General features: G+C 50.9%; 11 protein-coding genes and 1 pseudogene. 6 read left to right on the plus strand and 6 right to left on the minus strand.

Annotated elements, in window-relative coordinates; translation table 11 throughout:
• Positions 1-87 precede the first annotated feature (87 nt).
• From FEK66_RS24550 to FEK66_RS24575, 6 genes and pseudogenes are all read right to left on the minus strand, one after another.
• Positions 88-372, minus strand: a complete 285-nt coding sequence (locus tag FEK66_RS24550; protein WP_135495606.1) for a ribbon-helix-helix domain-containing protein — start codon at positions 370-372, stop codon at positions 88-90.
• A gap of 47 nt (positions 373-419) precedes the next feature.
• A complete protein-coding gene (locus FEK66_RS24555) occupies positions 420-1,073 on the minus strand; it encodes an AAA family ATPase (RefSeq protein WP_135495607.1) in 654 nt (217 codons plus the stop codon).
• A 507-nt stretch (positions 1,074-1,580) separates the two neighbouring features.
• Positions 1,581-2,456: a RepB family plasmid replication initiator protein gene (locus tag FEK66_RS24560; protein WP_135495608.1), complete on the minus strand. Its 876-nt coding sequence runs from the start codon at positions 2,454-2,456 to the stop codon at positions 1,581-1,583.
• A 408-nt stretch (positions 2,457-2,864) separates the two neighbouring features.
• Positions 2,865-4,136, minus strand: coding sequence for a Y-family DNA polymerase (locus tag FEK66_RS24565; protein WP_135495609.1), 1,272 nt, complete (start codon positions 4,134-4,136; stop codon positions 2,865-2,867).
• Positions 4,136-4,524, minus strand: a pseudogene (umuD, locus tag FEK66_RS24570) (translesion error-prone DNA polymerase V autoproteolytic subunit). The gene FEK66_RS24565 and the pseudogene umuD overlap by 1 nt, the downstream one beginning before the upstream one ends.
• A gap of 104 nt (positions 4,525-4,628) precedes the next feature.
• A complete protein-coding gene (locus tag FEK66_RS24575; RefSeq protein ID WP_135495610.1) occupies positions 4,629-5,849 on the minus strand; it encodes an ISL3-like element ISKox3 family transposase in 1,221 nt (406 codons plus the stop codon).
• Between the two features lie 346 nt (positions 5,850-6,195).
• Here FEK66_RS24575 and FEK66_RS24580 point away from each other — a divergent pair, with 346 nt between their 5' ends.
• The 6 genes from FEK66_RS24580 to FEK66_RS24605 all read left to right on the plus strand — a co-directional run bounded on the left by FEK66_RS24580 (position 6,196) and on the right by FEK66_RS24605 (position 11,196).
• Positions 6,196-7,152 carry a plasmid segregation protein ParM gene (locus tag FEK66_RS24580; protein ID WP_043135399.1) on the plus strand — a complete coding sequence of 319 codons (957 nt, stop codon included), beginning with the start codon at positions 6,196-6,198 and terminating at the stop codon, positions 7,150-7,152.
• Positions 7,153-7,157: 5 nt separating this feature from the next.
• Positions 7,158-7,553, plus strand: a complete 396-nt coding sequence (locus FEK66_RS24585; protein WP_023321980.1) for a plasmid partitioning/stability family protein — start codon at positions 7,158-7,160, stop codon at positions 7,551-7,553.
• On the plus strand, positions 7,546-7,887 hold the full coding sequence (locus FEK66_RS24590; protein ID WP_135495611.1) for a hypothetical protein: 342 nt from the start codon (positions 7,546-7,548) through the stop codon (positions 7,885-7,887). Before FEK66_RS24585 ends, FEK66_RS24590 begins: the two co-directional genes overlap by 8 nt.
• A gap of 273 nt (positions 7,888-8,160) precedes the next feature.
• Entirely contained in the window at positions 8,161-8,928 is a 768-nt protein-coding gene (locus tag FEK66_RS24595) for an N-6 DNA methylase (RefSeq protein ID WP_023321982.1), read from the plus strand.
• Between the two features lie 234 nt (positions 8,929-9,162).
• On the plus strand, positions 9,163-9,915 hold the full coding sequence (locus tag FEK66_RS24600) for a hypothetical protein (protein WP_135495612.1): 753 nt from the start codon (positions 9,163-9,165) through the stop codon (positions 9,913-9,915).
• A 369-nt stretch (positions 9,916-10,284) separates the two neighbouring features.
• Complete coding sequence (locus FEK66_RS24605) at positions 10,285-11,196, plus strand: DUF1281 domain-containing protein (protein WP_167854284.1); 912 nt, start codon at positions 10,285-10,287, stop codon at positions 11,194-11,196.
• Positions 11,197-11,653: the final 457 nt, after the last annotated feature.

Consider the following 11,653-nt stretch of genomic DNA (forward strand, 5'->3'; position numbering starts at 1 on the left):
TGAAAGTATCCAACACCTCAATCTGATGTTGTTTTAATATTAAAACAACATCAAACGAAGATTGCTTTGATTGTTTTTTGATGTTGCCTACTCGCTTATTTTCTTCTTGCCCGCAATTTGCAAACCATAGTCCAGTATGTTGATGCAAGACATATTTATGAATGCAGCGCGCGATTGCCCGTTCTCTGCAGCAGCCTCGTCAATACGCTGAATCAGTTCAGGGTCCATTGTGATTGTGATCTGCTGTTTTTTTCCTTTTACCACTCCCTTCGAAGCGGGAACTTTTGCATCAGGGGCTGAGTTTATAAAGTTCTCTACTGCATCATTCTTTGAAACGGATGGTTGAGTTTTGGGTTTTTTTTGGATTGCCATTTCATATCACCTAAACATTATTTTAATATCATTCTGATTGCATTTGACTATTTAAATAGTATTGACATGAGAGCATCTAACTCTTGCACTGCAATCTTTTCATGCGAACGTAATTTCAGCTCACTTACGGTTCTCCCACTGCCCGCTGCATTGGCATAAACTTTTCTTTGATAGATGATTTTGTCGAGGATTGGGATGTCCTCTTTGTACTCTTCCATCATTTCCAGCATATCTCTGTTGTCGGAGGATCTGGCTTGAGTATCTGCTTTGTTCAAAAGCGAATAACAGACCAAGCCATCTCTGATACTTCGCGCTTCTTTGATTAGATCGGCGTTGGCATCCATGGCCCAGGCTTCGAAACTTCCAGGTGCTGAAGGAACTAAAAGGACGTCTGTGATTGTCAGAGCAGCTCTCATTGCAGTGGAATCACGGCCTCCACATTCGATGATGATATCGTCAAAGTTATCTTTCTGTTGGAGAACCTGGCTCCTTAACACCGGGCCTTCTGGGTAATGCGAGCAAGCAATACCTGGTTCAACACCGTCTTCTGAACGAACCAGGATAGCTGTTTGAGAAGACCCTTGTTTATCACCATCAACTAACCATACTTTTCTGCCTTGCCGAGCTCTTGCAACTGCGATGTTAACCGCGAGAGTAGATTTACCTACTCCTCCTTTCGTATTGGCAATCGTTAGTATCATTTTCATCTCTTTTTAATATTAAAAAACTATCAACATAGTAGTAAGTACATCTCATCTAAGTCAAGTCTTGGCTGAGTAAAATTAACAGTGTGATGATATCTTTGTGATTTTATTTTAATATTAAAACAATATCACAATGATTGTTATGTGATGGTAAGCATGATTTTATACATTACGTGTATAGCATGTACTGAAGTATGGGCTATAACTCAGCCGCACTTAACGAAAGAAATGGCCCCGGGAATCAAAAAGTGGATCGTAGTGGGAAGTCTTTGCAGATTCGGTGTGTCGAAGTGGGGCAGGGTGAGGCAATTTGGGATAAAGGTGTGTTGAAGCGGGATAGCTTCTCACTTGTATCCAAAAGGTGTGTTGAAGTGGGAATGTACGGCAGTGAAAAAAGCACTTAACGAGTAATCCTCCCGTTACAACACACCTATCAAGACGTTTGATATAAGGCCTCCCGTTTCAACACACCTTAATCGAGTCGCTTTCCCGTATTGACACACCTTATACAGCTGATCCTGGTTTCAGATTTGCAGAGCGACTGTGTATCAGAACGAAAGTCTCTTTACCTTTTTTTGTGATGCTGTGGTCAAGATACCCAATATCCTGTAACTGCTTAAGGGCCTGTTTAATGATACGGTTCTGTTCCTTTACTGGAGAGAGCAGTGAGAGCCTGTCACGTATTCGTTTGAAAGATATGGGGACTGGGTTCGTAGGCAGGCTTTCTATGAAAGTATACAGGGCCTGAGCAGCTTCCTTTCGGGTTAAAGCGTTTATTGGCTTATGTCGAAGCAATACAGTGTAATCAGTCTGGTAGAGTTCCCATAGACGCTGATCAGCTTCAAGTTCCACTTGGTCGTTTGCAAAATCCAATTCACCAGTCTTAAGCAAACCTGTCACGGAAACTTTTTGAAGGCCCTCTGACCCGCTGCGGTTAAAGGTAATGGTCTTGCCACGTATCCTAGTTAAAGCTTCTGAAATGCTTTTCCTAAGACGGGTATCGAATCTCTTAGACTCAAAGCGACACATTCCTGCAAACTCATGAAAAGTAAGTTTAATGCTGTTCGTTTTTAAACCGTACTTACTAAAAGCTTCAATGATACCTACCCATACCTTGAAGTCGATGGCCATACTCAACCGTTCGCCGGTAATACGAATATCGTCGTAGCCCTCTCGCCTTGAGAATTCCAAATCCTTGAGAACAGAGGTCGCATCGATTGATGTTCTGGCTCCTTTTGCAGGTCTGCTTGAGGGAACAAAAACATTTAATCTCATCAGGGCTACAGGCTGAACTGTTGCCTTACTGGTTACTGTGAGCTTATTGTTAACACCTTCACAATCTGGACCTATAACCTCTCCGATAAAAACATTGTCATTCATGTAGTTATATCCATTCTAGTATATGATCGATATGTGCCTGAATTATTTATTCGTTCCCGTTTCGACACACCATTTTTCCCGATTCTACCCACCCTTTCCCCGTTTTGACACACCTTTTTCCCGCTTCGAAACACCTTTTTCCCACTACGACACACCCGAAAACGCTAAGAAGCCCGTAGACAAAGGCTTTGCAGCAAAAGGGATCAGTTTGGATCTATTCGGGTAACTTAGGATAAGTTATTGGATCTACTCAAAGGATATGTGGATAACTCATTATAGAATCTATACAACTTAAGAGCGTAAGGTGCTTTAAAAGGCTTCAGGCTCCCTGGTGCTTCCTCGCTCACTCGCGGGCTGCGCCCTGTCGTTCGCTGCGGCGAGCACTACTGGCTCTCTGAAAGGCGAAATTTAACTGATCCTCGCAATGGGGATATCTTTCCAGCGAGTGGTGTAAGCAGGGGAGAGCATATCGCGTTTCATCTGCCAGGATGGCGCAATCCCTCGTCCGGCAAACCAGACCTGTCCCAGACCGGAATGATTAATGCCATCGAGAACCTTCATCAGCTCAGAGCTGTGAGGACGTGGCGGACGTTCGTCAAACAGCTGCAGCAGCGAAACGCCGGAGTCGGTGAAGTCATTCAGCATCACACCGGCTTTAGCATACCGGTGGCCATCCTTCCAGATGCGCTCCAGAGCCGTTGTAGCGGCCGCAATAATGTCCCGGGTGTCCTGAGTGGGGGTAAGCAGTTTCTCCGTGGCCACGTTGCCATAGTAAGGGTCTTTAACGGCGAACGGAGACGTTTTGATGAAAACGGAAATATGCCGGCAATACTGGCGCTCTTTACGCAGCTTTTCTGAGGCCCGCTCTGCGTACTGACAGACAGCCTGGCGGAGCAAATCGTACTCCGTGATTTTTTCTCCAAAGCTGCGGCTGCAGACAATCTGCTGTTTCGTTGGCGGGGCCTCCTCAAGTGACATGCAGGTTTTCCCGTTCAGTTCGCGTACTGTTCGCTCGAGAACGACGGAGAAATTTTTCCGGATGAAGGCCGGGTTCGTCAGGGCCAGATCAAGTGCGGTCCTGATGCCCAGAACATTGAGCTTGCGTGCAATACGGTTTCCCACGCCCCAGCTCTCTTCGACCGGCTGCAGTGAAAGCAGTTTCCGCGTTCGCTGAGGATTCCCCCGGGTCAGGGCGAGCACACCACGAAACTGTTTCCACTCCTTTGATGCCCATTGTTCTGATTTTGCAAGGGTTTTTGTCGGCCCGATGCCCACGCCAATGGTCAGACGGGTACAGTCATATACGTGCTGGCGCAGCTGCCGGCCGAAGTCCTCAAGGTCCATGCAGTGCTCCACACCGTCCAGGTCAACAAAGAGCTCGTCAATTGAATAAAATTCTACTCGGGGCGCCAGCTCCTCCAGACAGCTCATCACGCGCGCGGACATCGAGGCATAAAGTTCATAATTGCTTGAAAAACAGTATATTTTCTCATGGTAAGGCTCGTTTTTTATCTGGAACCACGGGGTGCCCATTTTGATCCAGGGCTTCGCCTCGGCGCTGCGTGCGATCACATTACCGTCGTTGTTGCTCAGGACGACGATCGGCTTTCCTTTCAAATCCGGGCGGAAAACACGTTCGCAGCTGGCATAAAAGCTGTTCACATCGGCCAGGGCAAACATCAGTACATCTCCCGGGGACGGTGAATGATGTGCGTGACGACGCCAAAGATATCCAGATCGTCCGGGTCGGGATAAATTGGCGACCAGGCCGCGTTCATGGGCTGCAGCGTCAGTCGTGGCGTCAGCAGCAACCGTTTAACCGTAAATTCCCCTGCACGCTGGCCACCACAATATCGCCATGCCGGGGCTTCTCGGCACTGTCCACAACCAGCAGATCGCCATTGTACAGGCTGCAGTCGGCCATGCTGTCTCCACTTGCGCGAAGGTAGTAAGTCGCGCTTGGATGCCGTATGCAGTAATCATGGAGATCCAGATCGGACTCGACATAGTCAGCTGCAGGTGAAGGGAAACCACATGAGGCCAGATCGGCGAATAACGGCAGCTGCATTTTATCTGGTGAGTCTGCCGGTGCGATAAAGCTGATATTGACCATTTTATACCCCTTCTTTTTACTGTTTATATATGGGTCTTCCCCGATCATGGTGGGAAGGCTCAGAACGCCATATTCAGCTTTCCGTAGTGGAACATCACCCCCAGTTTAAAGCGCTCCCGGTTTCGGTATCCCCTGGCTTTTATCCTCAGCAGCCTGATCTTGCTGTTAAGTGCCTCCGCATTTCCGTTTGAGACACTGTGTCGCATCGCATTCAGGATCCCGTACAGCCTTTTTCCTATCGTTTTCGCGGCATTTTTCATCATGGGAACGTCACTGTTAGCTGCCAGCGCCAACCATCTCTGCCAGTCACTCCGTCTTTCCTCGCTCCATGGCCTGTTCCAGATATCCTTTGCCAGCTCTTTCAGCGCCCAGCACTGGCTCGTCAGCTTCATCTGTGCACGCAGCCACATCAGCTTTTCCTGCCGGGATTCGGTCATCCACTTATCGCTGTACTGCCACAGGAAGCGGGTTCCTTTTGCCTGGTGTCGGCTTTCAACAGGGAGGTGCGGATGTTCATTCTGACGGGTTTTATCAACTACCTCGCCCAGTTGCTTCGCCACATGGAAGCGGTCAAAGGCGATTTTCTCAACCGCACTGGGTAAGTGGATACGTGCTGCTCTTATATAGCCCGCGTTCATGTCCATTGAGAGCGTTTTGATAGCCAGCAACTGCCCATCAGTGAGCGTGCGAAGATAGCCGGCAAGACTCTCTGTGCCGCGATCATCCGTTAAGGCCAGCGCCCGACCATCGCGATCGGAGATCACCGTTATGTAACGATGTCCTTTTTTAAAGGCGACCTCATCCACATTCATATGACGGGCGGATAATGGCTTTTTTATCCGGGCAAGACCTCGCTTAACTGCCCGGGTCATAATGCCGTCAACCGCATTCCGACTGAGCTTAAGTTGCTTCCTGACAGCATCAACGGTGCTGATTTTCAGCCATGAGAGAACGAACGATTCGAATAGCAACGTATACCGGCTTCCGGGGCCAGCCCACGGAACAGGCAACGTCTGGCAGCCATGCTCCGGACACATAATTCGTGGAACATCGGTTTCAACAATAGTGGTGAACTGGCAGGTATCAAGATGGCGCCATTTACGATGACGGTGATCGTGAACAGAACAGGATTTACCGCAGGTCGGACAGGCTAGCCGGGTGTTTTCAGCGATCTCAATAGTGACAGTAACAGAACCGGCATTTTCATCGAGAGAAAGGGACTTTACCTGCCACGGATCGGACAGGTTGAGAATATGAGCGTAGAGGGACTTTTCGTCCATGGCGGTGACCTCTGGCGATTAAATACACCATTATCATGCCTTCAGCCACCACAACAAGGGAAGACCCTTATATATACAGTATTATTTTTATGAACCCAGTTTTAAGCAAGCTATTCTCGGTCCCTTTATTTCAACCGGCTGATTTTTTAGGCACAAATAGCTGGCGTATGAATAGCTTCAATCCCTATCGCCTTCCTTTACAGTTCTCAAATAGTTCTCAAATATTTCTCTTTTAGGGTTGTTATTGTGTTCGCGATTTGTATAATTCTCATATAGTTCTCAAATAGTTCTCTTGATTGTTTTTGTTTGTGCTCGTTTCAATCCAAACTATTCCAAGGTGAAAGGTATGAAAATTTTCATTGATGACGGCTCTACCAATATCAAACTGCAGTGGAACGAAGCCGGACAGGTCAGGCAGTCAATCAGCCCTAACAGCTTCAAACGTGAATGGGCTGTGGCGTTCGGTTCTCAGCAGGCGTTCAACTATCAACTGAACGGAGAGCAGTATTCTTTCGACCCGATCAGTCCGGAGGCGGTTGTGACGACTAACGTTGCGTGGCAATACAGCGATGTGAACGTTGTTGCTGTTCATCATGCGCTTCTCAACAGCGGTATTGAGCCGTGTGAAGTCGATATCGTTGTCACACTGCCGCTGGCGGAGTATTACGACAAGAACAACCAGCCCAACGAAGCAAACATTCAACGTAAGAAAACAAACCTGCTGCGGCCGGTCGAACTCAATGGGGGGAAAACCTTCTCTGTTCGTCATGTTGACGTGATGCCAGAATCCATCCCGGCTGGTTTCGAAGTCGTTAAAAACCTCAACGAGCTTGATTCACTGCTGATCGTTGACCTGGGCGGAACGACGCTCGATATTTCTCAGGTGATGGGGAAAATGCGCGGAATATCGCGTATTTACGGTGATTCCACGCTGGGAGTCTCTCTGATGACCGGTGCCGTAAGAGACGCACTTTCGCTGGCTCGCACGAAGGGAAGCAGCTATCTGGCCGACGATATCATCATTCACCGTAATGATGCGGCCTACCTGGCGTCACGCATTAACGATACCTCACGTATCGATCTTGTTTGTGAAGCAATGACATCGGCTCACAGCCGGCTTGTTAACAGGGTTATTGAAGCTGTCAGTCGCTTTGAGGGATACTCGCATGTAATGGTCATTGGCGGTGGCGCCGAACTCATTGCAGAGGCAGTAAAAAAACACTGTGCAGTCAGGGAAGAACGTTTCTACAAAACCAGTACGTCTCAGTTCGACCTCGTTAACGGTATGTACCTTATTGGATAAAAACCATGGATACGCGACGCAAAATTACGTTTTACCTGAATCCTGAAACTAACGAAGCGGACCGCTTTGTCTGCCAGAAAACGGACGAAACGCCTCAGGGGGACAGGGGGCGTTTATGGCGCGCCGCGCTGCTTACCGGCTTTGCATTTGGCAAGCAGGATGAACGGCTGCCGTTCCTCTTCAGCGAGCTGCTTAACCGCGATACGTCATTTGATGACCTGCTGCAGCTGCTTAAAGCCGTTTACCCACGCGAAACCGAGGCTCTGCTGCAGGGCAGGGCGCGAGAGGCTGTAACCGCAGCCCCTCAGTCTCAAGAGCAGATGAGCGATTCGGTATCGTCTGATGACGAAACCCGAAATAATGCCCGGAGCATGTTCGGCGGGACGGGAAACAATGTCTGATCTGCGGGAACACGGAAAGCTTGTCCGCCAGTTCCTCAAAGCGGCTCGTGAGCTCGAATCCCTGAATGTGATCGATGGCCTGGAAAACATGACCCTGGGTCAGCTGCGTGAGGAGCTCACGCGTCGTTCTTCGCTTGGCGCAGGCTATAAGCAGCAGTATCCGCGCCACGGCGCGAAATGGGACGAGGAGGAGAAACAACGCCTGATCGCCCTGGCCGAGGCGGGCATGCTCGATGTTGACGAGTTTGCCAGGGAGTATCAGCGACGCCCGGAATCTGTTCTTGCCTATATGGTTCGCCTTGGACTGCTCGACAAGGATCACGATCTCCGTTAAGTCTCCATCACTGGCGGCGTAATAAGCCGCCTAAACCCGTCTTCCTGTTTAACCTGCTATCTCTGAGTTGCTACCCCCACACCGCTTAATCGTCGCATCGTGCCGGAAAAATTCAAGCCACCGACCGCGGCGCCCGTTCGCATTCCTTCCCTCTGGTCAGTCATTTGCGCTGCGGCCTTGCGCCGGAGCGTGATTTTTTCCTTAAGGCACGTTGCGTCGTGTGCGGTATGGCGGAAGCACAACGCAGACCGCCGGCTAAAAAGGAACGCCAGAATGAGCCAACTGACACTTAACCTGCCTGCGCACAATATCTCCCATCATCCAAAGCACGCCGGTAAAAGCGGCTATGAGCATTATCGCCGTGAGTTTATAACCCTCTTCCGGGACACTGCGCGGTATCACAACCGTTATGAAGTATTCCGCGATTTCGCGGAAATGGGCGCCCTGGCCGTACAGAACGTGTTTCTGCGATCTGAGGCTCTGGAAGATGAATACCTGAACCTGGCGCGCCGCTATAAAAAAGATGATCTCCTTAACATGTCCCGATTGCTGGGGTGTATGGCGGCAGCTCTGGATTGCCAGCCTGGGGACTTTCTGGGGCAGATCTTCTCCGAACTCGAGATAGCTTCGGCGGAAATGGGCCAGTTTTTTACCCCGTACTACTTATCCAGCCTGATGGCACGCCTGACGACGGATGAACTGTTCGGCCAGCTGGATAGTGCGCCGTTCATTACGTTTCATGAGCCAGCGGTTGGCGCCGGCAGCATGGTCATCGCCTTTGCTGAAGCAATGTTTGAAAAAGGCCTTAATCCTCAGAAACAACTATTTGTCAGCTGCAACGATATTTCCCCCGTCGCGGTGCACATGTGCTATCTGCAGCTCTCCTACCTGGGTATCCCGGCGGAAGTAAGCATTGCGAATACGCTGACCCTTAAAACGCAGAGAACTTACCGGACTCCCTTGTGGTATCTGGGCGGCTGGCGTGATCGGCTTGAACTCTGGTCAACCTTAAACAACATGCGAGCGTTGCTCGGGGACTAAGAAGGACCGGGGCGCTGGCCCCGGTCTTAATCTGGCCAGACTGACGGTCTGGCCGTAAAGGATGCCCGCTGAAGCGGGCCTGTTCCGGATAAAAAACGTTCTGTGTCCTCTTTCTCTGCACTCGTTATCTCCTGCCATCGCTAAGACGGTTGCACCGTGCCGGCATAAGTCAAGCCGCCGTCTGCTGCACCCGTTCGCGCGTTCTCCCTATGGTCGATCGCTTGCGCTGCGGCTTTGCATCCGGGGCATGACTTTTGCCTGGAGGCACGCAGCTGGCCGCATCTTCAACTGGACTACAGTCTCCACCATAGCCTGGGCGATGGCGTAATCTTTACCGGCTACCTGTCAGCAGAAGATCTCCATCGCATCATCCCACAGCTGCATGCGGAAGGTTTGTTGAGTAAGTCGCGTGCGGACGAACTGCAGAAGGCTGTCATCAGATGGGGCGCCAGTATCAGACTGACGCACAACGGGCGCTGGTATCCCTATACCGGTGAAGCGGTGATTACAGCATCAGGTTTTCCCGATACTGCCTCTTCGCATGAGCAGGATCTCATTGCCGCCCTGGACAAGCAGTACCGGGCTGTTTGCCAGAGTGTGAAAGTGCGCGGCTATAAGGTAACGGAGGCGACGCACCCGGAACATTTTGAAGAAGAGCTGTTCTGCCGCCGCACGCAATACATTGAGCTGAATGCCGTAGCTCTCGACCCTGCAGAGTTCGGTTATAGCGATGTAGAGGACGAGGTGCTGAAAGAGTATCTGAAACTGATTTTTGAGCAGCGCGCCCGGGTACTGACCCTGCGTTTTAATGTGAAGTGCAATGGCACGATCATGGCGCAATGCTGGACTAGTGGCGTTGTTATTCGCCCCGATGAGGCGGTCAGAAAATGGGTACCGCTTGATGAGATTAATTATCTCGCCGGTGAGGCCCGTGCGGAAATACGCGCCCAGGCCCAGGCGTTTAGCAGTTTCCTGTCAGCAGCCTGATTGCAGGGGCCAGACTCCAGGCCCCGTTCAGCACCTGCCGTCAGCTACCTGCATTGAGCAGGAAGCTGACGGTACAGAAAGGATGCGCCCTGACGGCCGCACATTGATCGCCGTACCGGCGAAAAACACATTTTGTCTCTCACTCCGGTCGGGCTGACGCCGTGACCAGACCTTAGCCCGGGCCACGGCATCCACAAGGGAAGCTGACGCCGTCACCTTCACCCGTTCGCAGACTTTCCTGTGCATTCAGCCAGGAAAGTCTTTGCGCTGCGGCTTTGGTGTCGCCCTTGTTGCACCCGTTTTAAAGCCCGGTCTGGTTCGTGGTCACGGCGACAGCCGTATCCACTGACCAATATGGGAGATATACACATGCCTAACTGGTGTGCAAACCGAATCGAAATCACTGCGCCTCTCAGCCTGCAGGGCGACATAGAAGCATGGATTAACGGAACGTTATTCCCGTTCCATAAGCGAGCTATTCAGCAGAGCTTGCGGATGTTTATTGCCGGCGTGGCAGGTCGTCTTAAGCCTGCGGTAGAAGTGGACTATCCAGCATATCCGGAGCTGGTATCAAACGGGTGTGAGGAGTCACTGGCAGGACGGGCATTCAGTGAGTGGACAGAGATGCTTAAAGCAGATATCCCCCTCAGTGAAGAAAACTGCGAGACGATTGACCGGTGCTACAGGGCGTGCGGGCTGGAAGAACTGAAGTGGGAGAGTCTGACCTTAACGGAAAAAACGCGAGTGGAGGGAATGATCCGCGCAAAAAGCTATGACTGGGGCGGATATTACATGAGAGGGGGAAGCCCGGAGGATATCTTTAACGGGCTTTGTGAGGAACCGGAGGGCGATACGCTTGATTTGCGAATGCTGCTGCCTACTCGCCTCGCAGCTGAAATAAACGGGTTTAACGGAAAGCTACTTGAAGGCGTATCCAGTACCTTTCACTTCTACTCGTTCCAGTACGGCACGAAGTGGCCTGCAGCAAACCGTTATGAAATATGGGCAGGGGAGGGCATCCTGCAGATCGATACCGATACCGCATGGGCACCACCTGAAGAGAGTGTAATGGAAGCCCTTTCGGCGCGCTGGAACTGCACAGTAAAGCACTGGTATAGCGAGGCCGGTTGCGATTTTTGCGGGTACCGGGAGTATGAGGCTGGCGCTATGGTTGAGCTTATTGATGACAGTTTATGGTATGCGGAAGAGGACGAAGATGGTTACTCTGACGTGATCGGGCCTGAGTGGCTGGTAAACAACATCACACACTTTGGTGGTTAAATATTGAACATGTCAGGGCGTGCCAGTAAATATGCGCCCTGCACCGATTTATCCACAGCATGTCCGGGTTATTGCCTACTGGTAGTGTGAATAACGCTGCCAGTACGGCAGAAAAACCTTCTGCAGGTTTCACCTGCAGTGGCAGGGCGACTGCGCCTGCGGCGCAGTTCCCCGGCCGACCAATAAATTATTTTGAGGATCTGGTAAGCATCAGAGCAAGTTCAAAACTCAGGGTTTGAAATTTATTCAGGGTGACTTTGGGCACGCTTCGGCTCCCCGTCGGGGCCGGGTCGTCGCCTGCACTTCGCGTGATGGCCAGTATGTCCATCGCGCTACGCGGAGCCGCAGGCGTCTCCGTCCTACCGGATAGCAAGCGATGCCTGAACTACGGCGCCTGCAGCTGCCGTGCCGGCAGCGCCGCTTTCACTGGCCGCCGGTGGCGGCCGCTGAGGAAAGC

Source organism: Escherichia sp. E1130 (assembly GCF_005781065.1).
Lineage (GTDB): Bacteria > Pseudomonadota > Gammaproteobacteria > Enterobacterales > Enterobacteriaceae > Escherichia.